Here is a 23,312-nt window from a genome sequence, read left to right on the forward strand (position 1 = left end):
TGCGTCTGCTCCGCTAGGGTTGGGCTGCGCTGCTGGCGGCCGGGCCGCCTTGCGATTTGATGTAGGTCACCAGCGCGGTCAGCTCCTGCTCGCTCAGGTCGAAGTTCGGCATGATGGGTGAGAAGCCCTTCACGACGCGGGCCTTCGGGTCGCGGATGAAGCCGCGCAGATAGGCTTCGTCCACCTTCGCGGTGCTGCCGTCGGCCATCGTTTCGGTCTTGCCGTACAGGCCCTTCCAGGTGGGGCCCACGCGCGGACTGCCGTCCACGGTATGGCAGGCGATGCAGCCCTTGGCCTCTGCGAGCGCCTTGCCCTGGTCAGCGAGCGCCTGGGCGCTGCCGCCTGCAGCGGCGGGTGCGGCCTGCACCTTGGCTTGCTGCCGCTGCGCGAACGTGCTCTGCTGCGCCAGCCAGCGCGAGAACGATGCTTCGTCTTCCACCACCACCACGCCGCGCATGTTGGAGTGCCCGATACCGCAAAGCTGCGCGCACAGGATGTCGTAACGCCCTGCCTTGGTCGGCGTGAACCAGAAGGTGGTCACCATGCCGGGCACTATGTTCATGCGCGCACGGAACGGCGGTACGTAGAAGTCGTGCAGCACGTCGCGCGACCGTGTCAGGACCTGGATCGGCCGGTTGATCGGCAGGTGCACCTCGGGCGTCTCGATCAGGTAGTTGTCACGGCCGTTGGGGTCGCCGGGGTTCAGGCCGAAGGGGTTGTCGTTGCTGATGTAGCGCACGTCCGTCGTGCCCAGCTTGCCACCGGGGCCGGCAAAGCGGAAGCGCCATTGCCATTGCTGGGCGAGCACTTCCATCTGCAGCACGTTGGACGGCGGCCGTACGTAGTCCGCGTAGACGAAGAGCCCCGGCGCCAGCAACGCTGCCACGCCGACAGAGGTCAGGCCGATCAACCACCATTCCAGCCGCTTGTTGTGCGGCTCGTAAGCAGCGCGATGACCCCTGCGGTGGCGGTAGCGCACCAGTGCGATCACGATGAACAGGTTGATCGCGATGAAGAGCGCGCCGGTAATGACGATCGTGATCGTCAGCATGTCGTCCATGCGCACCCAGTTCGAGGCGATCGGTGTGATCCACCAGGGACTGGCAAAGTGAAACCCTACCGCCAATACGATGATCAGGCTCAGGGCAATCGCAAGCGCCATACGCCACCTCGCTGCGCGTCACTCGCTGGAGCCGCTAACTAAAAAGGCTCCTGGCGTCGTTGTGCCGCCTTGCCGTACTTCGTACTGCCTGCGCCGGCACATCTGCCAGGACCGCTTCGCTGAGCGTTACAAGCGGCTCTAAATCAAAGGTAGTCCTCTCCTTTGCAACGTGCAAGGCAGCGCAAGGGGGAAGCGCGCCACATATACGGATCGCGCGAATGGAGGAGTCACTTGCTGCGATGCAATGCAAACGGCCGCCCCTAGCATTGGTTGCCCAGCCGGCCGTCTCCCGAAGGCGCCGGGTGTTTAGGGTCTGTTCACGTGTGCGACGCGCGTACGTCGCACACGTGAACAGACTCTATCGGCACGCCGGGAAAAAACGGCACGTCAGTGCATCGCGTCCCGCGTGCGCCGTTTCAGCATGCCGTAGACGATTGCGGTGACCGCACCGAACAGCAGGTTTGCCAACAAGGGTCCGGATCCCCGCTCCGAGACGGACCATGGGAACACGGCCGTCATGACATGTTCCACACATACGCGATGATCCCGAAGGCCACCCCGATGACACCCTCCATGCCCACACTCGAATCGAAGTGGAAATGCGCAATAACCGCTCCGAGAATCATCCCCATGGCCATGATGGCGCCGAGCACGTAGTGCAGTACGAGCACCGTCGTCACGATGCCAAAGCTGAAGAGCGACATCTGTTCGAGCGCACTCGGGCCCATCACCATCACGCGAGCACAGGCGCGTCCCGCTCAGCAAGCTTCGAACCGTAATGCAACGCTGACCGGGCGACCGATATCAGCGCGCACGCACGTCGCTCCGACAGTCCCCACGCTTTCGCGTAGGCAACCTGCTGGCGTCTGGAGGGCGCGCTCACCACTTTTTGCGTTGATCTCTTTCATCACGTCCAGCTCGAGATCCCGCTCCGCCAGCATCTTCTTCAGCCGCGCATTCTCCTGCTCGAGCTGTTTGAGCCGCTTCACATCGGCAGCTTCCAGACCGCCGAAATGCTGCCGCCAGTTGTAGATCGTCTGCTCGCTGATCCCCTGCTTTTTGCGACCTCGGCGACTGGCGCCTTGTCTGCCTCACGCAGGATCGTGACCATCTGCTCGTCGGTAAACCGCGACATGAGACGTCTTTATTTCCTCGTACCTGACACGACGACGGCGAAGGCGATCGTAGACGACTTGCTGCGGGCGGGGATGACATGGCGACATATCCATGTTCTCGCGAATCACAGTGTCGCGCTCGAACAGTTACGCGAGGCATCCTTGCTGCAAAGCAGCGACGTCGTGCGCTCGCTCGAACGCGGCGTGGCGCTCGGCGGTGCGACCGGCGCGCTTCTCGGCCTCGTGGCACTGGTGTTTCCTCCCGCGGAGCTCGCATTTGCGGGCGGAGCCGTCGTCGCATTGACGTTGGCAGGTGCCGGCTTCGGGGCCTGGACGGCCACGATGATCGGCGTCGACGAACCGAATGCACGACTCGAACGCTTTCGTGGCGCCATACGTGATGCCCAGCTCTTGATCATGGCCGACGTGCCTGGATCGCGCGAACATGAGATCGAGCAGATGGCTTCCGCGATCCACAACTGGCCAAGGCTAGTTCCACCTCCGCGCCTTTGACCGCACAACGCGTGCAGGAAACAAGTGCCGGCATCCGACCTATAGTGACAAGTGAGTATCCCATACAGCGCATCAGGCGCAGGATGATGGCAATCTCCACTTCCACTCCGGACATCATCCGTCTCTTTCCGACTTTCGTGTGGCAGCGCCGCCTCGAGCCAGCGTGTTACGAACCCCTGGATCGGGATCTGATGGCGTACATCGACGCCCTGATCCGGAGCGGCAATGGCACCGATAGCGGCACCACATGGCAATCCAGCCACCAGCAACATGAAAAGCCCGAGCTCGCTGCGCTGATCGCGCTTATCGACCAAGCCGCGCGCGACGTACTCACATTTCTCAAAGTGGACAACGCCCCATTTCACCTCACCGGATGCTGGATCAATGTGTTGACGCCAGGCGGGACACACGCGATGCACACTCATCCAAACAACTTCCTGAGCGGCGTGTACTACCTGCGCTCGCAAACCGGCGCGGACACGATCAACTTCCATGATCCGCGCCCGCAGACGGCCATCATCCGTCCACCCGTCACCGAGTTAACGGCGTACAACACAGATCAGGTGGTCGTTCCGGTCAGCGAAGGCACGTTGCTAATATTCCCGGCCTGGTTACCCCATTCGGTGTCGGCAAATACGAGCGCGCGGGCACGCGTGAGCATCAGCTTTAACATCATGTTTGCCGACTATGACGAGGTCATGAGCCCGCCGCTCTGGGGGCCGCCGTGACGTGCGCCGCGCGCAAGCCCAACTGGCCATTTCCCCTCACGTCTGAGTCCTGATGCCAGGCCGCCTGTTGACAATAAGAATCCAATCTTCCCGTCATGGAAAGCTTCGAAGGCCAACGCCCCGTCGCGTATTACTCGATGGCACTCGTTCACGGCGGCCCGCGACCTCAGGTCCGAAGGACAGCGACCTTACTATAATCAAGACGCATAGGAATGCACCGCCTGACCGGTGGCCGTCCGCATTTAAGTGGCTACCGTGCCCGAGCGTGGAGCAATTTCCCACGGAGGTATTACATGACTACCTACGTCATCCTCAGCCGCCTCGCTCCTGACGCGTTCAAGGACCCCAAGGAACTCAAACAGATCGCCACCACCGTGGCGGAGAAGATCAAAGATGAATGCCCTGCCGTTACCTGGAAAGCGAGCTATCTGACACTCGGGCGATTCGACGTCGTGGACATTGTCGAGTCGAACGATCTGAAACAGCTTGAGCTTGCGGCGCTGATCATCCGAGGTTATGGGCATGCCGCCACCGAGACGATGCAAGCGACTGTGTGGAGCGATTTCATCGGGGCGCTGTAGCCGTGATGCATGTTCCCCTGCGAAGGCGTATCGGACTAACACGCTCACCCGGCTTTCCGTGGCAAGGCGGCCTGGCGACCTGCGGTGTACCGGTCGAACTGGCTCGCCTGTGAAACGCTGCACGCAATGCGCCCCCTAGCACGTGACATGCAGAATCGCGTTGGTTCCTTCCGTCTTCACCTTGAGTCTGGCGATGGCCTCCTCCGTCGGCACGATAACGAGTTCGACTTTCCGGCGCTCGGCCTCCTGCCTTACCTCGTCCATCACCGGCAGTGCCCCGGTGCCGGTGCCGATCACAAGGCACTGGCAATTCCAGGGAATAGCCTCAGCCGTCGATACCGGTGTATGCCCGAACAATTCGCGGAACGCCTTGGATGGCTTTTTCTTGCGCTTGTGAACCTGCCCGCGGTCGATCACCACGTCATGCTCGAAAGTCACGCCATCTATGCGGATGGAACCGAAGGAAAACGCATCGAAGTGCATACCCGCCTCCACTCATCCTGCAAGAATCACGGCTCATGGTATCAGGGGTAACAGGCGTCCGACGAACGATGCCGTTCGAGGTACACATTCGATGTAGCCGCACTAGAACAGCGCGGCGTTCGTCGCGAAAGTCCACATACAGACCTGGGTGCCGAACACGTTGTTGACAAGCCGGGGTTCAAAAAGAGCGTGCATGGATCGATCCGGCACCGTCACACCCTACCGGACAAGCAATATTCAAGGAGCGCGTTGCCTTCGGTCATGGGTGCAGCGCACGTGCGATTCCGGCACACATATGCCGCGGCCCGGCCGTCGACCGGGTGACACTCCCGGCCGATCGGCACGTGTTCTGCAAAAGCCAGCACGCGTGCGGGGAGGTAGGCGCGGTGAACGCCAGTTGCCAGCACTGCGGCTGAATATTTCTCGCCGGCAAAGACGATCTCGAGCGGGCCGCGCTGCACGAAGTCCCTCGCGGCTATGAGGTGCGCGAAGGCGGATGGTACGCTGCCTGCTGCCGTCTCGTATCTCCGGAATTCGTGCTCGGCGCGGTCAAGGTAGAGATCGCGCCCGGTGAGTGCATGCAGACGCACGAAGGCAAATGCGCTCGATGAGATGCCAGATGGCGAGGCGCTGTCGTATGGGGCACGGGGCCTGTGCACCAAGGGCTCGCCATCGCACGGTGTGAAATACAGCCCGTCCTCCCAGAACTTGTCAAGGATGAGGGTCGCGAGTTCGATCGCACGATCGAGGTAGCGCCTGTCGAAGCATGATTCGTAGAGGTCGAGCAGTGCATTACAGAGAAGGGCGTAGTCCTCGAGGAACCCCGGCACCTTGGCTACGCCGTCCTTCCAGACCCGGAATACGCCGCCATCGGCAAGTGTCAGTTCGTTCCCGATAAAATTGGCGGCACGCTTTGCCGCGCTGAGATACTCGGGGACACCCGTCGCCTGGAAGGCGGCACAGAGCCCCGCGATCATCAGACCATTCCAACCGGTGAGAATGTTGTCGTCCCGGGCCGGGCGCACACGTCGGGCGCGCGCCGCCAGCAACCGCTCGCGCCAGCCTGCGAGCTGCGTTTCTTCCAGCGCGTCCAACTCGACCGCACGGTGGAGTACCGTGGCGCCGTGCTCGAAATTGCCGCGTTCTGTCACACCGTAGGCCCTGCAGGCCAGTGCGCCTTCGGACTCGCCAAGGACTGCTTTGATCTCGGCGGGCATCCAGCAATAGAATTTGCCTTCCTGGCCTTCGCTGTCGGCATCCTCGCTGGCGTAGAAGCCGCCTTCGGGGTGCGTCATGTCGCGCAGAATATAGGCGAGGGTCTCCTCGAAGATGCAGCGCCATGTTCGCTTGCCAGTCAGGCGATAGGCATCCGCGTACAGCTTTACAAGCTGGCCATTGTCATACAGCATTTTCTCGAAGTGCGGCACGGCCCAATGCGCGTCGACGCTATAGCGGGCGAACCCGCCGCCGACCTGGTCATAGATGCCGCCCGCCGCCATGTGGTCGAGTGTGCGTTCCAATGCGTCAAACAGCGTGGGTTCGCGGCTTCGTTCATAGACGCGTAGCATGAGGTCGTAACAGCTCGGATTGGGGAACTTGGGCGCGCCGCCGAGCCCCCCATGAGCCGGGTCAGTGTCCCGTGTCAAGGCGCGTGCTGTCTGTGCAGGCAGATCTTCGACAGCGGCGGTTGGCCCGCCCTGCTGTGCCTGATCGAGCTGCCGGAAGCCCTGCTGAATCTGCACAATGGTGTCCCGCAGTTCATCATGCCGATGCCGCCAGGCTTCACTCAGGGCTATCAACACGCGCGCGAACGCGGGGCGGCCATAGCGATCGTCCGGCGGGAAATAGGTGCCGCCGAAGAACGGCTCTCCCTGTGGCGTGAGAAACACGGTAAGCGGCCAGCCGCCTCCCTGTCCCATCATCTGGCTGACCTGCTGGTAGATTTCATCGATGTCGGGACGCTCCTGCCGATCGACCTTGATGCTGACATAGCGCTCATTCATCAGGCTGGCAATGCGCGGATTCTCGAAGGACTCGTGCGCCATGACGTGGCACCAGTGGCACGCGGCGTAGCCCACCGAGAGAAGGATCGGCCTGTTTTCCTCGCGCGCGCGGCGAAACGCCTCGTCGCTCCACGGATACCAGTCCACCGGGTTGTCCGCATGCTGGCGGAGATAAGGCGAGGATTCTGTAGCAAGCCGGTTTGTCATGCTGGTCTCCATACGGGCGCACCCACCAGCGCTCATGATCAATTCGGGCAGGGTCGCGTGCCCTGCAAGGGCGCGGCCAACTGTGCGACGCGCTCATCGACCCGTCCGTCGGCCGTAGCCGCCACCAGAAAACCAGACAATCGGAATTGCTCTTCGAAAGCTCTAGCCTCGCGTCGGCATCCCGGATGTGCCGATGGCCGTGACGTCGATGTCGCTAATCCGTCGCACCGCGGCGCGAATGGCGGCGGCGTCGAGTTCGTCCAGTGGCACCTCGACGAGCGCCTCGACCCTGCATCGAATCTGCTGGAAAACCTGTTTGAATGCAGCACGTTTGCTTTCATCCGGCCCCTCCACGGCGGCGGGGTCGGAGAAGCTCCAGTGTGCCGATGCGGGATGGCCGGGCCACAACGGACATACCTCGCCCGCGGCCTGATCGCACACGGTAATAACGAAGTCCATATGGGGTGCGCTCGGTTCGGAGATGGCGAACTCGTCCCAGGATTTGCTGCGCAGATTCGCCAGGTCATACCCCGTTTTGCGCACCTGTTCGATGGCGAAACGATTGATCTTTCCGATTGGATTGCTGCCTGCGCTGTAGGTGCGAAACCGACCTTTCCCCAGCGTAGCAAGTAGCGCCTCTGCCATCACGCTGCGCGCCGAGTTGCCGGTGCAAAGAAAGAGCACGTTATACGTCCGGTCATTCATGAACGGCTCCCGGAAGGAACGGTCGCGAACGTCGCATCAGAAAGGTGCGGTCCGCGTATCAACCTCTTAAGTCTAGTCCCGTCACGTGCGGTACGGAGAATGCCGTGCTCAGCGACCGGATCGATAGGGCTGTCTTGCAATGCCAATGCTCAATTAACGCGTGCCCGTTGACCCTGATCTGCCGTAAATCGCGGCGACGCAGCGCTTGCCGCGCCTGTTCGGAATCAGTGACGGTGCACGCACGATGCAGTCGAATCCCTTCTGCACGAGCTGACCGTAAAGTCCATAGCCGCGCGTGCCCGCTTCGTGGACGATGCGGATGCTTCGCGCCTCCGGTGTCAACCTTGAATACAACGGGACCGTGCTGCGCGCTCGAGTACATGTGAATACTTGTCGAAACAGAAAAACCGGCTCACGCTAATGCCGTACCGCGCACACTGACCCGTGCCGATGAGCGAAGCTGACGAAGGGAGAGGCATGAGTCCGGTCGATTATCAACTAATGGAAGTGGCAAGCGGCAAGGCCGTGAAGATGTGGGCACAGGGCGTGGCTATTGAGGAGGCGTGTCGCCGGCAGTTGAGAAACATGGCCCGCATGCCGTTCGTATTCAGGCACGTTGCCGTCATGCCAGACGCGCACGTGGGCAAAGGCTCGACGATCGGCAGCGTGATTCCGACACAGGGCGCAATCATCCCGGCGGCCGTGGGCGTCGATATCGGCTGCGGGATGATGGCGGTTCGTACAACGTTGACGGCCGCGGACCTGCCCGCTTCGCTTTCCCGCGTGCGCAGCGCGATCGAACGCGCCGTGCCGCACGGCGGTGCGGTGGGGCGACGCGATCCGGGTGCATGGTCGCGTCCCCCGCCAGTCGTCGACGACGCCTGGAAGCTGCTGGCGCCCAGTTTTCAGCGCATCGTCGACAAGTATCCTTCCCTCGCGCGCACGAACAACCACGCGCACGTAGGCACGCTCGGCAGCGGCAATCACTTCATCGAGGTATGTCTCGATGGCGATGACAGCGTCTGGTTCATGCTGCACAGCGGATCACGCGGCGTGGGCAACGCGATTGGCAGCCTCTTCATTACGCTGGCCCAGGCCGACATGCGTCAACACCTTGCGAATCTTCCGGACAAGGATCTTGCGTACTTCAGGGAAGGCAGCCGGCACTTCGATGACTACGTGGAAGCAGTCGGCTGGGCACAGCAGTACGCGTGCTGCAACCGTGAGGTCATGATGAATGCCGTGATCGACGCGGTGCGCGCAACGATCGGCAAACCCTTCACCATCGACGAGCACGTGGTGAACTGCCACCACAACTACGTACAGAAAGAGCGGCACTTTGGCGTCGACATATTTGTAACGCGTAAAGGAGCGTTGTCGGCGCGGGCGGGCGAGTTCGGCATCGTACCCGGTTCGATGGGCGCGAAGAGCTTTATCGTTCGCGGCCTCGGCAACGAAGAGAGCTTCTGCTCATGCAGTCACGGCGCCGGGCGCGCAATGAGCCGTAAAGAGGCCAAGCGGCGCTTCACGGTCCAGGATCAGATCAGCGCGACGGAGCATGTCGAATGCCGAAAGGATGCAGGGGTTATCGACGAAATTCCGATGGCCTATAAGGACATCGACGCGGTGATGTCCGCGCAGCGGAATCTGGTCGAGGTGGTGCATACGCTGCGACAGGTGGTTTGTGTGAAAGGTTAGGACCTGACGTTTTTTTCGACCACCACGCAGGCACCGAACCCGGATGTCGGTCGTGTATCAGCTCTGGCCTTGTCATCTGTTGGCTGCCTGCCATTCGCGGAACGGCAGTTTGAGCGTCTGCGGGCGCAAGCGGCGATGGCAGGAAATGGCCAAACCGCCGATCGCCGCGCTCGATCGCCATGTTCGTTGCCACCGACGTCAGCGCGCGTCTCCATAGCCGGCGGTCGAGTCGTCAGACGTTCAACGGCAGGTATCAGAGTCAAACAGCCGCTTGGCATGGCCACTGCCGGACAAGTCATCGGCCATAGGTGACGTTCTCCTATCGACGCGGCAAAGGCCGCTCAACGACTCAGACCGGCCATTCGTTGCGTGTCAACTTCGAACGGCATCTCCATGCATCAATCAACGGGTGAATTCGACCCGTTGCGACCAGTCGCCATCGGCCTCCCGACTGACCGATCTTTGGGGTGATGGGGACGTTTGCGTATTCCGGGCAAAGGCCGATCGAAATCGGGCCGCAGATGCCGGACGGATGGACGCCGCCGGCGTTCGCTGCATACAAGGGGCCGCATGGGATGGTGCCGCATCAACCGCAATGGAAATGTAGTTGCTGACGGTGTCCGGGTCGCGACGGCGCGTCGCGTCATCGGGCGTCGTGCAATCGACCAGGCGGTAGCTGAGCAGTTCAATCAGCGTCAAGCAGCACGCCCAGCGCAAAGGAGGGTAACAGTTGGGTACGCTTACCGCCGGGGCCGAGGTACCGCGTATAGTCGATATGAAAGCTGCCGACCGGGTCATGACAGATCCCCTTGTTCTTCTCTAGGTATCGAAGTACAGGTAAAACTCCCACGGATGCGGACGCAGTTTGATTGTGTCGATCTCTCGTTTTCGCTTGTATTCGATCCAGGTCTGGATCACGTCGTCGGTGAACACATCGCCTTTACGCAGAAACGCGTAGTCGGCTTCGAGCGCGGTCAGCGCCGCTTCGAGGGAACCCGGCACCTGCCGTATGGTGCTGGCCTCTTCGGGCGGCAGGTCGTATATGTTCCGGTCAAGCGGATCGCCCGGGTCCGTCCTGTTTTCAATGCCGTCGAGGCCCGCCATCATCATCGCCGCGAACGCCAGGTACGCATTCGCCGACGGGTCCGGACAGCGAAACTCGACGCGCCGCGCGTTCGGCGAATCCGAATACATCGGGATGCGCGCCGCAGCCGAACGATTGCGCTGGGACATCGCCAGATTGACGGGCGCCTCATACCCCGGCACCAAACGCTTGTAGGAATTCGTCGTCGGCGCGCAGAAGGCCATGAGCGCGGGCGCATGCTGAAGCAGTCCGCCGATGTACCAGCGGCACATATCGGAAGTCAGCGCCCAGCCGTCCGCGTCGTAAAAGAGATTCAGTTCGTCTTTCCACAAGCTCTGGTGACAATGCATGCCGCTCGCGTTGTCGGCAAACAGTGGTTTCGGCATGAAGGTGGCCACCTTGCCGTGCCGACGCGCAACGTTCTTGCAGATGTACTTGTAGATCATCACGTTGTCGGCCATGCGGGTGAGCGTCGCAAAGCGCATGTCGATCTCGTTCTGTCCGGCGGTCGCGACCTCGTGGTGATGCACTTCGATCTGTACGCCCGCCTGCTGAAGCGTCAGCGCGATCTCCGAGCGGATCTCCTGCAGCGTGTCATGGGGCGGTACCGGGAAGTAGCCCTCCTTGTAGCGTTGCTTGTAGCCGAGGTTGCCACCGCCGTATGCGCCTTCGTCCCGACCGGTGGTCCAGTCGCCTTCGGCCGATTCGACATAGTAGTAGCCGCTGTGCTGGTCCTGTCCAAAGCGGATCGAGTCGAAGATGAAGAATTCCAGCTCCGGCCCGAAATAGCATGTGGTCGCGATGCCCGTCTGGCGCAGATAGTTCTCCGCCTTTTTTGCAACGTAGCGCGGATCGCGCGAATACGGTTGCTGCAGCACCGGGTCGACTACGTCGCAAATGATCGACAGGGTCGCCGTGCCGCTAACCGGGTCGACGAAAGCGGTTGCCGGGTCCGGCCTGAGCAGCATGTCGGACTCGTGGATCTCCTGAAAGCCGCGGATCGACGAACCGTCGAAACCGATTCCGGCACTGAACAGGTCGTCGTGAACTTCGGGGAGCGTAATCGAGAAGTGCTGCCAGAGTCCAGGCAAATCGGTGAACTTCAGATCGACGATCTGGATACTGTGTTTTTGCAGCATGTCGATCACATCGCTTGCGTTTTGTGGACGCATGACGCGATAGCTGCCCGCTTCGACGGACACTGCAAACGGCGAGCCGGTGATTCCTTGCGTACTGGCCATGGACTTTCTCCTCTTCCGGTCCGTGCGAGTGAAACGGCTGACGCGCAGCGGCTACGACCGGCACTCCATTGTCGAGAAGCAAATGGATCGAACCCTAAGACACTTACCGGCATTCTCCTGTGGGGCACGTCGCGTCGGTTCGGGGCGACCGATTGCGATCCGCGTCGGCCTCATAGTCGGCACCACTGAATTTTCTTCGTCATCAAACTCGATTCATGAAACGACGTCATCGCTCATCGCTTCTGATAGGTGCCAATGAGTTCGGCGTGGGTTAGTACGTGCCCCTGCATGGCCTTTTCAAGCGCCGCTTTGCTGGGGTTTTTCAAATCGGGCAGTACGGTGTCGAGCGCATACAGTTTGTGGAAATAGCGGTGGCGTCCCACGGGCGGACACGGGCCGTCGTAAGCAGCACGCTTGAAGTCATTGATACCTTCGAGCGTGCCGCCCGGCAGAGCCTGCGCAGTAGCGCCATCGGGCAGCCCGGTTGCCGTCGGCGGGATGTTGTAGAGCACCCAATGTACCCAGGTCGTTTTCGGCGCGGCCGGGTCCGGCGCGTCAGGGTCGTCGACAATCAGCGCCAGGCTTTTTGCGTTCACGGGCACGCCGGACCAGGTGAGTGGCGGGGATACATCGGCGCCCTCGCAGGTATGCTGCACGGGAATCTCGCCGTTCTGTCGGAAGGCTTGCGACGTTAGCGCGAGGGTCATGGTGCGCTCCTCGGCGTCGCAACCGTTTGATACGGGCTATTCAATGTGCGATGCGGCATCAATGTTTGTGCCGGTGCAGCCAACCCATATGGTGCGAATCAAGCCACAGGGCCATCCCCTCTTCTGGGTGATCGCGCCTGTACCGTTGCGCCACCATGAACCCTGCGATCAACAAGACCGCCAGGCCGACAACGAAGTAGATCATGGACTGTGTCATCGCAGCCTCCTTATTGGGTCGCGACCATGCTTATATTCTAGGTCAGCGCTTACCGAAGTGGAGTGCGACGAGCGCACGCATCCGCGGATTGAACGACAGCTTGCCGGGGGCGGAAGCGACGTTCGAATGACCGCGTGATCGCGTCGGCGACAGGCCGAAACTGGCCGATGCCGGTCGATGAGGTAGTTCGCTGTATTCCCACCGCCAGTTCGGCAGAAATGGGACCCACAGCAGTCACCCAAGTTTCCTCAATGCTGTCCGTCGCAAGCGTCTGTTATGAAGCGAGCGGTGGTCTTGACACGTACCGCAGAGCCGCGAAGCAGCAAGAGAAAACATCTAAACGGCCGAGGTAACCACGAAAGCGGCACCCAATGCTCACACATGCTGAGGTCTTTGACTCGCATATCAAGCGCCCAACGGAGTGCTGACTCCTGGCCAACGGTGCACAGCCGGCACGCAGAGTATGCTCGTTCCCAGGGATGCATCCCTAGCCGATCGTTACAGGTCGGAGGTGACAGACGCCTCATCGCAAAACAACGCGCAGTGGCAGTTACCTGGGGGTAACATCATCCCGGGAGGCAACACGAGAAACCATGAGTGGATCACCATGCGAAAACTCACCCCCGCCGGCCAGCAATGATCGAAGAAGTAGCCCAGCGACATGGGTTCAGCACGGATGCGGTGATGAGCATGCTGGAGTCTGTAATTCTGTTCTGAGCTTTCCCGCCTGGTGGCAAACCAGCCCGACCTGATTCGCAGCGGCAGCTTCCAGTCGCAGAACCAGGGTACCCAGCAGCAGGGCAACGACGGTGGCCGCCAGCAACAACAGCAGAACGCTGGTTACGGTGGCAGGAAGCAGCAGCAGACTGCAGCCGGACCAGTCGAACCGGTGAGTCTGTTCGTTCCGCCCGCGCCCGGCACCTCTGGCGACTGATGGCCCGCTGATCTGGGGCGGCCCAACACAACGGGTGCCCAGAACGACGTCCGCTATGCCTACTTCGCACCGCCCCGGCACCTGGCGATCGAAGTGAACGGCAAGGTGACGGTCTACGATACGCTCGATCACCAGATCAGCGGCTTCTCGCAGCAGCAGTCCCGCGGCGCGTCCCTCACATTCGCGAGCCAGCACGGCCTGGTTGCTGTCGCCAGCCTGCCGGTTGTCTCGTTCGGTGGGGTTCCGCAGCCGGCGGCGTCGCCGGTGCAGGAGGAGCCCGTCAGCACTCAGTCGGTCGCCCGCGAGGCAGACGTGTTCGCCACCATTGAGAAGCTCGCCGCATTGCACGCGAAGGGGATTCTCAGCGATGAGGAGTTCGCCGCCAAGAAAGCAGAGCTGCTGAGCCGTTTGTGAGCGTCCGGTCATTGCGCAGCGCAATCAGGGCAAAGATTTCGGTGGGTAGCGAATGGCGGCTAACCTGGGATAGCCACGAGTTTTTGAAGTCTGCAGCCTCGAATGCCTTTGAAGACGCCTGAAGCGCGACTTGTGCGCTGGCAACATCCATGGGCTTTCGTGGAGACAAGCCGAGTGCCAGCCACGGTACAGTGGACACCAAAGGCAACAGCAGTGTGCCGAAGCGCGCCTGCGTCCACGACCGAAATGAGATTGCGCCTCAACGTCCAGCCAGCTGCCTTTGTACAGCCGCGTATGCGGGGATTCCTGGCCTGAGGGGGGAACATGGACCGGACAAGGCATGGGCTGCTTGAATATCACGAACGCAGCAAGCACCACGTCAACATCTACGCCCCTGGTCCCGGGAGGCTCGACTGGACAACCCAGCCGGATCCGTTCCGGGTGTTTCACGGCACACCGCGCGTAGATCTGCCGTTAGCCGCGGAAACACTGACTACACGCTACAACGCGTTGCGCTGCGGCGCCCTGCCGCCCGCGCGCGCATTCGATCTAACCAGTCTGGCAATCCTGTTCGAACTCTCGCTCGGCCTGTCGGCGTGGAAATCTTATGGCGCCCAGCGGTGGGCACTGCGCTGCAACCCTTCGAGCGGAAACCTGCATCCGACCGAGAGCTATCTGCTGTGTCCCGCTCTGCCCGGTGTGTCCGCCGGGGTCTACCACTACCTGAGCCGGGACCATGCGCTTGAACAACGCGCCGCAGTGAACGATCTGCGATGGACTGAGGCGTTTTCGGACAGCGGTGTCCTGGTCGGCATAAGCTCGATCCACTGGCGCGAGGCGTGGAAATACGGTATGCGTGCCTGGCGCTACTGCCAGCACGATTGCGGCCATGTCATCGCTGCGCTGAGTTACGCAGCGACTGCGCTCGGCTGGCAGACGCGGCTGGTGGAGGCGGCTGCCGATGATGAACTGGCCGACTTGCTAGGATCGCACCGCAGCGCAGATTTCGTGGACGCCGAAGCCGAGGCGCCGGATGTGTTGCTCTGGATTGGCAATCCTGAATGGCGGCCTGATCTTGAGCGCATGCGGACCGCTTTGGACAAGGCGCAGTGGTCCGGACGCGCGAATCAGCTGAGCTCGGGATACGTGAAGTGGCCGGATATCGATTCGATCCATCGCGCCACGCACAAGGCCCGGACTCCCGAACCGACTTCGCCGAATCCAGAACTGCGCCCGCCCCCTGCGCAGCCCGCCCTTGATCTCCGCTGTGCCCAGATCGCCCGGCAGCGTCGCGGCGCGGTGAATTTCGATGGTACGACGCGCATCGCCAAAGCGGCCTTTTTCAGCATGCTGGCGTGCCTGTTGCCACGTCGCGACACGCCGCCGTGGAATGCCCTGATATCTCCTGCGGCAGTGCACGCGGCGCTATTTGTACACCGCGTCGACGGCCTGGAGCCGGGTCTGTATATGCTCGTGAGAAATCCCGGAGCGCTGCCGGTTCTCAGGCAGTCTCTGCGTCCGGAATGGCTGTGAAGAAGACCCGGGCCGGACTATCTGCCGCTCTATTTTCTACTGCCTTACGATTTGCGCACCGTGGCAAGGTTGATCTGCTGCCACCAGGATATTGCCGCCGACGCCTGCTTTGCGCTGGGAATGATCGCGAGATTCGAAATCGCCCTGAAGCAACCATGGCGTTACCGCCACCTCTTCTGGGAATGCGGCATTCTCGGCCAGGTTCTCTATCTCGAAGCCGAAGCCGCCGGAGTGCGTGCCACGGGGGTTGGTTGCTTTTTTGACGACGAAATGCACACACTGCTCGGAGTGAAGGATCACGCCTGGCAGAGCTTGTATCACTTCACAGTCGGTGGCGCGGTGGACGATCCACGCCTCTCTGCATTTCCGCCGTATGAGGTTCAGGCTTGAAGCGAGCGTCCCATGTTCCCCCTGGCGAGACCGCAATCGTCAGGATCAACCGGCGACTGAATTTTTACTATGTGATCCTCATCTTTGTCATTAACGCGTGGCGAAGCAAACCTGTCGGTGTGGGGATAAGACCGAATGCGGGTTGCCCCAGTACGGAACATAGAATCGCCGTCCGAAGTTCGCTCAAAGGTCTGCTTTCCAAGACCGTAACGGGTCAGACATTTCGTCGAAGACATGAACGCGCGTGATTTTGTGATGGACGCAGCGACCCGGCATTGCCAATCGCATCGGAAGCGTCTCCGTTGCCCCGTTTGCAACGCGCAGTCGAAGTGCCGGTTTGCGACCGAAGTGCCACGCCCGTTGACGGCCGCTCAACGCGCGGGAGCGGCAGCTCAATCTCGCCCGGGGGCAGTCTCTTCATGGCCCGATCCCAGTCCCACGGCGAACGGCCCAGCTCGCCGCACTTCCGCCCTTCGACCTAACGGGCACTCAACGGTCTCTTCCACGGTGGACTTGCCCCTGCATGACCGGACACGCGGTCACGCTTCGGTTGGTGAAGTTGCGCGCTGGCGGAATTCGCGTGGCGAGCAGTATTTCAAGGCGCTGTGCGGATGCGAGTCGTTGTAGTGGTCAAACGCGATAGCCAGGTTTTGCAGTGCGGTTCTGACGTCAGGCTTGGGCATCCATGAAACGTAGTCTCGCTTTATCGTTTTGACGAAACTTTCGGCCATCCCGTTGCTCTGCGGACTTCTGACAGGGGTCGTGACGGGCTTTAAACCGATTTTCCGCGAGAACGTCAGCGTTTCCTCGGCAATGTAGCAGGAACCGTTATCGCTGAGCCACTCGATTTCGCTGTCGGCCTTAAGCGCGCCATTGAAACGGTTCTCCACCGCCTGAAGCATCACGTCGCGCACCATGTCCCCGGTGTAACCACCCGTCGTCGCCGCCCAGCTTATGGCTTCCCGGTCGCAACAGTCCAGTGCAAAGATAACGCGCAAAGGCGCGCCATCATCGCAACGGAATTCGAAGCCGTCCGAACACCAGCGGGCATTGCTCCTGCCCACCGCGACTTTGCCGTCGTGTCGCCGCGAGGACGGGGTATGGCGAGGACGGCGTTCAAGTAGCAGGTTGTGGGCGCGCATGACGCGATAAACCCGTTTTGCATTAACACGTGGACGGCCCAGCGCGTCGCAACGGCGTCTGAGCAGCGCCCATGCACGCCGGTAGCCGTATGTGGGCAGGTCGGCAACGAGCTCCTGAAGCTGTGCAACAAGCGGCTTGTCATCCATGGTCGGTGTCTTGCGTCGGTCGACCCAATCGGACTGTCGCCTTGATTTGACTGCGAGATTCGAGCGCGACACACCCAGGACTTCACAGACCGTCTTCATCGGTCGTCCCCCGGCAGCAATGGTGAGCGCGCAATCAATTTTTTTGCCCGACCATACTCCACTGCTTCGCGGAGGATTTCCACTTCCATTGTCTTTTTACCCAGCAGTCGCTGCAGTTCGCGAATCTGCTTCATGGCTTCGGCCAGGTCCGATGCCGGCACCACCTGCTCACCGGCACTCACCGCCGACAGGCTGCCGTCCTGAAAGAGCTTGCGCCACGCAAACACCTGGTTCGCATTCACCTGATGACGACGGGCTACCCCGGAGACGGTGGCTCCGGGTTCGAAGGTTTCACGCACAATCGCCAGTTTCTCTTCAACCGAGCGCCGTCGGCGTTGCTCCGGCTGGGTCAGAACCTCAACGGGTTCCATGTTGTTAGTTGTAGGCTTAAACATAGGCGGAAGACTACCTCATAGTTTAAGCGTTACCCAGTGTCCGATTTTCGCGGGGGCCGGCCCACACGGTACAACGGTCACTCCTGCGCTTCCGGGATTTCGATTGTTCCTTCAAGATATTGAGCAGCCTGAGCAGAGATATACACCCGGTCGTTTTGTACGCGAAAATGAAGTATCCCGCTGCGCCGTGACACCTGCATGGCCACGAGTGCTGACCTGCCCAAACGGTCGGACCATAATGGTGCAAGCGCCGTGTGAATAGATCCGGGTCACCGGATCTTCATCTCCGCCATTGGCAGGCCAAATGTAGCGGGACACAAAATCATGCTTATCTCCGCGCGCTGTCACGACGACATCGTGCGGACCAAGTGCCGACAGCAGGTGCTCCGGCTCAATTGCCGAAAAAGACATCGCATTGCGGTCTTGGATTGCAGGACGATGAGCGGATGCCACCCGTGGCACTTCGGGTGGCTGGCGAGCCGCCATGGGACGTGTCAGTAACAAACTGTGCAGGCGCATCTGCGTTTTGCTACATCGCTGGCTGTGTGGATGGCTGCGCTCCTTGCTGCGTGCGGCCGGTCACACCGGGCGCTGAACTTTTGACGCGTCGTGACGCGTTGCTTCTGCCTCAAATCTCACGTGAGTTAAACATTGAATTGTGTGGGTGCCGCTCATTTCACCACCCGACATCTCGGTAGGTCCTCTACAGTCCGAATCAATGCGGGCGATGATCTCAATGTCCGCTGCTTGCTCGAATCATGCGTCAAGCTCACGCGAGATGGCGAACGGCCCTCGCGAGCCGCTTACGAGAAATCCGACTCGCAGCTTAGCTTTACGGCACCGACACTAGCGACTACGCTGCTATGAGAGTGGCGCTGGTCGGCCCTGAACTCATTCGCGGACCTTGGAGGAGAGCACGGCGGACGCCGAACAACTCTATTCAAATCTGGAGCCTCGTCGATGAACCCCGAAATCTATCAGCCGTCTATTGAAGCCTGCGATGCTTGTGCCGCTGCCTGCGATCGCTGCGCATCCGCCTGCCTCGATGAACCTGGCCGGGTGAACATGGCCAAATGTATTCGCCTCAACGCCGATTGCGCTTCGCTATGCCGCCTCACATCTGCGGCGTTGGCTCGACAAAGCCATTTCGCACCCGAGTTTTGCGAACTCTCCGCACGGATCTGTGACGAGTGTGCCGATGAATGTGCGCGGCACGCACCCGAGCACTGCGGCACATGCAGCGATGCGTGCCGGAGGTGCGCGGAAGCCTGCCGGGCAATCTAATGTCTTGCATCAGCGCGCCCGCGACAATGACGGCAGCGCCTCGCGTATTGGGTCGGAAAATGTCGTACCCGGCTTGAGGATCTCATGGACCCTCGGCTCCAAATGCAGGAAGTCACCATTCCGGTGGAAGACGCCTTCCTGATGCGCACGCTTGCGCTGCCACAGGACGCTCAATCACTGGTTCTGCTCGCGCACGGCAGCGGCAGGTCACGGTTCAGCCCTCGTAACCAGTACGTGGCCACCGAACTCAACCGGGCCAGCATCGGGACCCTGCTGATGGAGTTGCTCTCGAGCAGGAAGACACCGGTCCCGCCGCCCGCTTCGACATCGAACTGCTGGCGGTGCGTCTCGCAAGCAACGGCCTGGATCGCGGCGAAGCGGACGACACGCCTCTCGTATGGCTACTTCGGCGCGAGTGCGAGCACGGGCGCGGCTGCGGCGATCCGTGCGGCGCACGTGCCGTCGGTCCCGATTGAGGCGATCGTTCCGCGAGGCGACAGGCCCGACCTCGCCGGACGCGACGCCCTCGCCGCGGCGCAGACGCCGACGTTGCTCGGGGTAAGCGGGCTCGACGCCAATGTCATCGAAGTCGACCGGGAGGCTTTCGCTCTTCTCGAACGCACGAAGGATCTTGTGATCGTCCCCGGCGCGACCCACCTGTTCGAAGTGCCCGGCACACTGGAAGCCGTTGCGCGGTACGCGGTGCAATGGTTCGAGCGTTATCTCGGCGCCTAATCGCCCCCACGCAGCACGAGCGTGTCGTTAACGCGGCGCTCCACAGTGGCGCCCAACGGCTGACTCTCCCGATTCAGCGTTTCGTGTAACCATCGAATGCCTTCTTCAGGCGCCCGGTTGACCCGGAAGTGGCGTGTCTGCGTCGGCGTCATCGCCAGTTCGGCCAGCGTGCCCGTTTCAAGGTCGAGCGTGGGGAAATACATCAGCGCGAGGTCGCTGCGAAACGCTTCCTGACCGCCGATACCTTCATAGTCGTTGATGAAGTCCCCGGCACCGTACAGGACGAGTTTGCCTCGATACAGCTCGATGCCCTTCACGTGGTGCGACGAATGGCCGTGTACGAGATCCACGCCCACGTGCACGATGTATGTCACGCCCATGCGAAAAACATCGGGTCCGGCTCCAGGGTCACGCGAAACAGGGATGACGCACGCGGGCCGTCTAGCCCTCGAAATTCAACTTTCCCGAGGGGGCCGACGATGATGACTTCCTGTGCACCACTGTTGAGGTAGGCGTCGGCCTTGCGCTCAACCTGGTCCGCGTCATTGTCGTCCGCGAGCACCTCGATACACAGGTCGGGAACGGAAGGTAACGGGGCGTTCGAATCGATTTCGGGCCACTTTTCCTCGGGCATCCAGACGACGTCAGCAATGCGGATGCCGAACGATCGGGTTGTTACCGGCTGACGCATTGCCACGCGAGGCCCCAGTTGCGACGCAAGTTGGCAGAACATGTCGGTGACCAGGAATTGATGCCATGGACACACCCGTCGATGGGCGATGACTCGTCCCAGCGGGTCGATTTCGTATCCGCCCCGTCCGTCGCTGGCCGCGTTACCTGTCACTTTTTGCCATACTGTCAACAGCCTGTCTGGGCCCGGGAGATTTTGCGTTTTCATGGCGCTCTCCGCTGAAGAGTCAATTCCAGTGTATACCCTCGCGGAAGCATCTGGTCTAGGTCGGCCGCCTCGACGTTGCGGATACCTTGGTGATCAGGAATGCACGGCCCACGGCAACGGCGAATGGACGCCGGTCCCATCAAGGCTGGGAGCAGCAGATCGCCGAGTCGACTCACTCCCGTCAAAGCTCCCATCAGGAGACGGTAGTTCTTTCGCGCTATCTACCTTGAAGGTGAGCTATGGGTTTAGACGCGTCGCCTGTTCGACCATTGCCGCTGCAAAATCGACGACAACGGCATCGGTACCTCGCGCAGCTGCTGCCACTGTGACATAACCCGGGCCCGTTGTAACATCGGGAAAGCGGGTGCCGCGCTAGACTTCGAGTGTGTCAAGCAGTGCGCCACTCGACTGAGTCGTCAAGGCGGCATAACAGGGACGAGACTCCTCACGGCGTCGCGGGATTCACGTTCCACGTGTGCGCTTTGATGCGCAACGCGGAGCCTTCCCTCTGTGCAATGAGTAGGAAGTTTCCGCCAATGTCAATGGTCCGTTCGTCAGCTATGTTGATATTCCCAGACCAGGTTCCGGATTCCCAGGCCACATTTTCATCAGATGTGAAGAACCCTTGCTGGATTTCGAGATGGTTCCAGACTTTCGTCGCAACGTCGGCCCATTCTTCGATTCCCTTTCGCCCGGACACAGCTTCCTGGCCCGCCGGGATGAGAATGGCGTCTTCGGCAAACAGGGCGGCCCAACCGGGCGCATCGTGAGAGTTGACTGTATCGACGAACCTGCCGTTCAACGCGGCAAATGCCTGCGAGATGTCCATGGTCCTAGCTCCTTGAGGCGTAGTGAGATGCAGTTTGGGCGAATTGACGACGTGACAACTGGCTTCGCACGGCGTGCGATGCCACGTCCCTCTCCTGATTGTGAAAAAACGAGGGAAAGTAATCGCCCACCGGCTGTCCTTCGTTAGTCACAGAGACAGGAGCACGCGTGCGCCGGAGAGGCCGCGCTAGCGCGCTATTGACGGGATATCGAGGGTATGTGCCGGAAGCAAGTGTCCATAGTTGCCGGTTCGTCTTGATTCACTTCCTCCGGTCACCAAACAAGCTCACGACGAGGTAAGAAATATATACATAAGCCTAGGGCAGCGATTGGTGGATGGCAACCCGCGGAATATAAACAGCGTCACGACATATGGCTTCAGCTATTACGCAATAACGACGCCCAAACGGCAGCTTGGCGGCGGATATCCAATTCGGCACAGTCGTGCTCGCGATAGATACATCGACAGGAGATAGCAATGAGGGTCCTTTCGAACGCGCCGAAAGTGCGCTCGATTCGAAACACCGCAAGCGTCGCCGCTGTCGTGCTCACAGCGGAATGTGGGAACCGGCATCGCAGCGTTTGTAGGCGGGCCGCCGGCGTCAGGCGACGTAGCGGTCGCAGTGACAGCAATACCGTTAATCGACGTGCAACTTGTATCCAGCTGCTCCGCTAGCCCCGTGATGCTGCTTACGCGTCGCAGAGGTCGCTGCAAGGCCCGCTGTATCGAACGTCGAGCGAGGAATCATCCTTGAAAACCAGCCGTTTCAGGACGCCACAATCCTGAACGGTATGAACGGCGCTCCGGTTCACAAATACGCCAGGGCGCTCGTCGGGAAGAACGAGCTGCATCAATGGAGCAAATTTTCGCGTCGCTTCAAAGAAGTTCGCCTCATATGACGGCTCTGTAATCCCCAGCCAATACACGAGCGCGGCACCGGGGTGCCTGGCATCGCGCGCAACCATGCGCAGCGTCGTCATTTGCCCAACGAGGAGCGAAGAAAATTCGATGCACGGCACATCGCGCATGCTGGTCTCCGTAGGTGATGTGTGAGATTCATCGCGTGTCCCCAAGTCCGGTGTTACCGATGAACTTAGGTGCGCTCTCGATGCAGGAAGTCTTGACTCCCCGCACGCCCCGAGAAATGAGTATGGCCCGAAGTAGGCGTCACGCGCGGCGCTTTTGCGTCTCCAGCGCCTTGTCGCGAGCGCTGGAGACAGTCGCATTGCTGCATTGGCTCAGGGGGCGGCGGTTGCTAGCTCATGTACAGACCGCCGTTCAGTGAGAAGTCCGCTCCCGTAGCGAAAGCGGCTTCGTCGCTGGCTAGCCATGAGACAATCGACGCAATCTCCGAGGCTTCCCCAAGACGGCGAACCGGAATGCTCTGAACAATCGCGTCGAGGATCTCGGGCTTCACTTCCCGGACCATATCGGTCCCGATGTAGCCTGGTGACACCGTATTCACCGTGATGCCCTTTGTCGCCACCTCCTGGGCAAGCGACATCGTGAAACCGTGAATGCCCGCCTTGGCCGTCGAGTAGTTGGTCTGGCCAAACTGGCCCTTCTGCCCGTTGACGGACGAGATATTGATAATGCGGCCCCACTCCTTGCTGACCATTTGCTCAATGACCTGTTTGGTCACGTTGAACAGACTGGTCAGGTTGGTCGCAATGACGTCGTTCCAGTTCTCCCTCGACATCTTGCGAAATACGCCGTCACGCGTGATGCCGGCATTGTTCACCAGCACATCAATCTCACCCACCTCTTTCTTCACCTTCGCAATGGCGGCCCCGGTCGACTCCCAGTCCGCGACGTTGCCTTCCGACGCGATAAAAGTGAAACCCATCGCAGACTGCTCGGCCAGCCAGCGCTCCCGTCGAGGAGAGTTCGGCCCACAGCCCGCCACGACGGTGAGCCCATCCTTGTGCAGACGCTGACAGATTGCCGTTCCGATTCCGCCCATGCCGCCGGTTACATAAGCAATTCGCTTCGTCATGTCCTTGACTCCTTGCCGTTATGGTTAGTGCATGGAATATTCTTGCGACGGCGGCAAGAGTTTTCCTCGTAA

General features: G+C 60.7%; 24 protein-coding genes and 2 pseudogenes. 10 read left to right on the plus strand and 16 right to left on the minus strand.

Going from position 1 to position 23,312, the window contains the following annotated elements; translation table 11 throughout:
- Positions 1 to 13: 13 nt before the first annotated feature.
- The 3 genes and pseudogenes from C2L64_RS50805 to C2L64_RS50815 all read right to left on the minus strand — a co-directional run.
- Entirely contained in the window at positions 14 to 1,162 is a 1,149-nt protein-coding gene (locus tag C2L64_RS50805) for a c-type cytochrome (RefSeq protein WP_090837765.1), read from the minus strand.
- Between the two features lie 387 nt (positions 1,163 to 1,549).
- Positions 1,550 to 1,896, minus strand: a pseudogene (locus C2L64_RS50810) (hypothetical protein); the annotation flags it as partial.
- Positions 1,897 to 1,898: 2 nt separating this feature from the next.
- A pseudogene (locus C2L64_RS50815) lies at positions 1,899 to 2,297 on the minus strand (transposase); the annotation flags it as partial.
- Here C2L64_RS50815 and C2L64_RS50820 point away from each other — a divergent pair.
- The 3 genes from C2L64_RS50820 to C2L64_RS50830 all read left to right on the plus strand — a co-directional run bounded on the left by C2L64_RS50820 (position 2,296) and on the right by C2L64_RS50830 (position 4,099).
- Positions 2,296 to 2,790, plus strand: a complete 495-nt coding sequence (locus C2L64_RS50820; protein ID WP_090837768.1) for a DUF1269 domain-containing protein — start codon at positions 2,296 to 2,298, stop codon at positions 2,788 to 2,790. The pseudogene C2L64_RS50815 and the gene C2L64_RS50820 overlap by 2 nt on opposite strands.
- 83 nt (positions 2,791 to 2,873) lie before the next feature.
- On the plus strand, positions 2,874 to 3,518 hold the full coding sequence (locus C2L64_RS50825; RefSeq protein ID WP_090837771.1) for a 2OG-Fe(II) oxygenase family protein: 645 nt from the start codon (positions 2,874 to 2,876) through the stop codon (positions 3,516 to 3,518).
- Positions 3,519 to 3,811: 293 nt separating this feature from the next.
- The gene (locus C2L64_RS50830) at positions 3,812 to 4,099 is read left to right on the plus strand and encodes a GYD domain-containing protein (protein WP_007741217.1); all 288 of its coding nucleotides are present in this window, start codon (positions 3,812 to 3,814) and stop codon (positions 4,097 to 4,099) included.
- A 135-nt stretch (positions 4,100 to 4,234) separates the two neighbouring features.
- Here the strand turns inward: C2L64_RS50830 and C2L64_RS50835 are convergent, their stop codons facing one another.
- The 3 genes from C2L64_RS50835 to C2L64_RS50845 all read right to left on the minus strand — a co-directional run bounded on the left by C2L64_RS50835 (position 4,235) and on the right by C2L64_RS50845 (position 7,497).
- Entirely contained in the window at positions 4,235 to 4,582 is a 348-nt protein-coding gene (locus C2L64_RS50835) for an MTH938/NDUFAF3 family protein (RefSeq protein WP_090837773.1), read from the minus strand.
- 212 nt (positions 4,583 to 4,794) lie between these two features.
- Positions 4,795 to 6,792 carry a thioredoxin domain-containing protein gene (locus C2L64_RS50840; RefSeq protein WP_090837822.1) on the minus strand — a complete coding sequence of 666 codons (1,998 nt, stop codon included), beginning with the start codon at positions 6,790 to 6,792 and terminating at the stop codon, positions 4,795 to 4,797.
- 162 nt (positions 6,793 to 6,954) lie between these two features.
- On the minus strand, positions 6,955 to 7,497 hold the full coding sequence (locus tag C2L64_RS50845) for an arsenate reductase ArsC (protein WP_079503602.1): 543 nt from the start codon (positions 7,495 to 7,497) through the stop codon (positions 6,955 to 6,957).
- A gap of 477 nt (positions 7,498 to 7,974) precedes the next feature.
- On the opposite strand from C2L64_RS50845, the gene C2L64_RS50855 reads away from it, so the two are divergent.
- Positions 7,975 to 9,195, plus strand: a complete 1,221-nt coding sequence (locus C2L64_RS50855; protein WP_007741226.1) for an RtcB family protein — start codon at positions 7,975 to 7,977, stop codon at positions 9,193 to 9,195.
- 402 nt (positions 9,196 to 9,597) lie between these two features.
- Here C2L64_RS50855 and C2L64_RS53935 read toward each other — a convergent pair whose 3' ends face one another.
- The 4 genes from C2L64_RS53935 to C2L64_RS54465 form a co-directional block, all read right to left on the minus strand.
- On the minus strand, positions 9,598 to 9,894 hold the full coding sequence (locus C2L64_RS53935; protein WP_143055795.1) for a hypothetical protein: 297 nt from the start codon (positions 9,892 to 9,894) through the stop codon (positions 9,598 to 9,600).
- Between the two features lie 120 nt (positions 9,895 to 10,014).
- On the minus strand, positions 10,015 to 11,520 hold the full coding sequence (gene glnA, locus C2L64_RS50860) for a type I glutamate--ammonia ligase (protein WP_007741227.1): 1,506 nt from the start codon (positions 11,518 to 11,520) through the stop codon (positions 10,015 to 10,017).
- Between the two features lie 233 nt (positions 11,521 to 11,753).
- Complete coding sequence (locus C2L64_RS50865; protein ID WP_079495277.1) at positions 11,754 to 12,227, minus strand: YbhB/YbcL family Raf kinase inhibitor-like protein; 474 nt, start codon at positions 12,225 to 12,227, stop codon at positions 11,754 to 11,756.
- Between the two features lie 58 nt (positions 12,228 to 12,285).
- Positions 12,286 to 12,444: a hypothetical protein gene (locus C2L64_RS54465; protein WP_007741229.1), complete on the minus strand. Its 159-nt coding sequence runs from the start codon at positions 12,442 to 12,444 to the stop codon at positions 12,286 to 12,288.
- A gap of 730 nt (positions 12,445 to 13,174) precedes the next feature.
- Between C2L64_RS54465 and C2L64_RS55650 the strand changes: the two genes are divergently transcribed.
- The 4 genes from C2L64_RS55650 (at position 13,175) to C2L64_RS55660 (ending at position 15,715) form a co-directional block, all read left to right on the plus strand.
- Positions 13,175 to 13,378 (plus strand): hypothetical protein, encoded by a 204-nt coding sequence (locus C2L64_RS55650; RefSeq protein ID WP_244144534.1) that lies wholly within the window; start codon positions 13,175 to 13,177, stop codon positions 13,376 to 13,378.
- A 93-nt stretch (positions 13,379 to 13,471) separates the two neighbouring features.
- A complete protein-coding gene (locus C2L64_RS56545) occupies positions 13,472 to 13,792 on the plus strand; it encodes an SHOCT domain-containing protein (RefSeq protein WP_024163315.1) in 321 nt (106 codons plus the stop codon).
- Positions 13,793 to 14,116: 324 nt separating this feature from the next.
- Positions 14,117 to 15,325 carry a SagB/ThcOx family dehydrogenase gene (locus tag C2L64_RS50875; RefSeq protein ID WP_244212337.1) on the plus strand — a complete coding sequence of 403 codons (1,209 nt, stop codon included), beginning with the start codon at positions 14,117 to 14,119 and terminating at the stop codon, positions 15,323 to 15,325.
- 60 nt (positions 15,326 to 15,385) lie between these two features.
- Positions 15,386 to 15,715 carry a SagB/ThcOx family dehydrogenase gene (locus C2L64_RS55660; protein ID WP_244212338.1) on the plus strand — a complete coding sequence of 110 codons (330 nt, stop codon included), beginning with the start codon at positions 15,386 to 15,388 and terminating at the stop codon, positions 15,713 to 15,715.
- 539 nt (positions 15,716 to 16,254) lie between these two features.
- Here the strand turns inward: C2L64_RS55660 and C2L64_RS50880 are convergent.
- Positions 16,255 to 17,474, minus strand: a protein-coding gene (locus C2L64_RS50880; RefSeq protein ID WP_090837779.1) for an IS3 family transposase whose coding sequence is annotated in 2 segments (ribosomal slippage) — positions 16,255 to 17,141 and positions 17,141 to 17,474 — 1,221 coding nt in all. Because the reading frame shifts where the segments join, the coding sequence is not laid out codon by codon here.
- 1,089 nt (positions 17,475 to 18,563) lie between these two features.
- Between C2L64_RS50880 and C2L64_RS55665 the strand changes: the two genes are divergently transcribed.
- Both C2L64_RS55665 and C2L64_RS50890 read left to right on the plus strand, forming a co-directional pair.
- Complete coding sequence (locus C2L64_RS55665) at positions 18,564 to 18,782, plus strand: four-helix bundle copper-binding protein (RefSeq protein WP_407671995.1); 219 nt, start codon at positions 18,564 to 18,566, stop codon at positions 18,780 to 18,782.
- Positions 18,783 to 18,884: 102 nt separating this feature from the next.
- Complete coding sequence (locus C2L64_RS50890; protein ID WP_318268426.1) at positions 18,885 to 19,517, plus strand: alpha/beta hydrolase family protein; 633 nt, start codon at positions 18,885 to 18,887, stop codon at positions 19,515 to 19,517.
- Here C2L64_RS50890 and C2L64_RS50895 read toward each other — a convergent pair.
- From C2L64_RS50895 to phbB, 5 genes are all read right to left on the minus strand, one after another.
- Positions 19,514 to 19,897: a CapA family protein gene (locus C2L64_RS50895; RefSeq protein ID WP_256211560.1), complete on the minus strand. Its 384-nt coding sequence runs from the start codon at positions 19,895 to 19,897 to the stop codon at positions 19,514 to 19,516. The two genes, C2L64_RS50890 and C2L64_RS50895, sit on opposite strands and share 4 nt — an antisense overlap.
- Positions 19,888 to 20,415: a Uma2 family endonuclease gene (locus tag C2L64_RS50900; RefSeq protein WP_090837783.1), complete on the minus strand. Its 528-nt coding sequence runs from the start codon at positions 20,413 to 20,415 to the stop codon at positions 19,888 to 19,890. Before C2L64_RS50900 ends, C2L64_RS50895 begins: the two co-directional genes overlap by 10 nt.
- Positions 20,416 to 20,860: 445 nt before the next feature.
- Positions 20,861 to 21,244 carry a YybH family protein gene (locus C2L64_RS50905; protein WP_007741112.1) on the minus strand — a complete coding sequence of 128 codons (384 nt, stop codon included), beginning with the start codon at positions 21,242 to 21,244 and terminating at the stop codon, positions 20,861 to 20,863.
- Positions 21,245 to 21,933: 689 nt separating this feature from the next.
- On the minus strand, positions 21,934 to 22,272 hold the full coding sequence (locus C2L64_RS50915; protein ID WP_090837785.1) for a hypothetical protein: 339 nt from the start codon (positions 22,270 to 22,272) through the stop codon (positions 21,934 to 21,936).
- Positions 22,273 to 22,499: 227 nt separating this feature from the next.
- A complete protein-coding gene (gene phbB, locus C2L64_RS50920; RefSeq protein WP_090837787.1) occupies positions 22,500 to 23,240 on the minus strand; it encodes an acetoacetyl-CoA reductase in 741 nt (246 codons plus the stop codon).
- Between the last annotated feature and the right edge of the window lie 72 nt (positions 23,241 to 23,312).

This window comes from Paraburkholderia hospita (assembly GCF_002902965.1).
Lineage (GTDB): Bacteria > Pseudomonadota > Gammaproteobacteria > Burkholderiales > Burkholderiaceae > Paraburkholderia > Paraburkholderia hospita.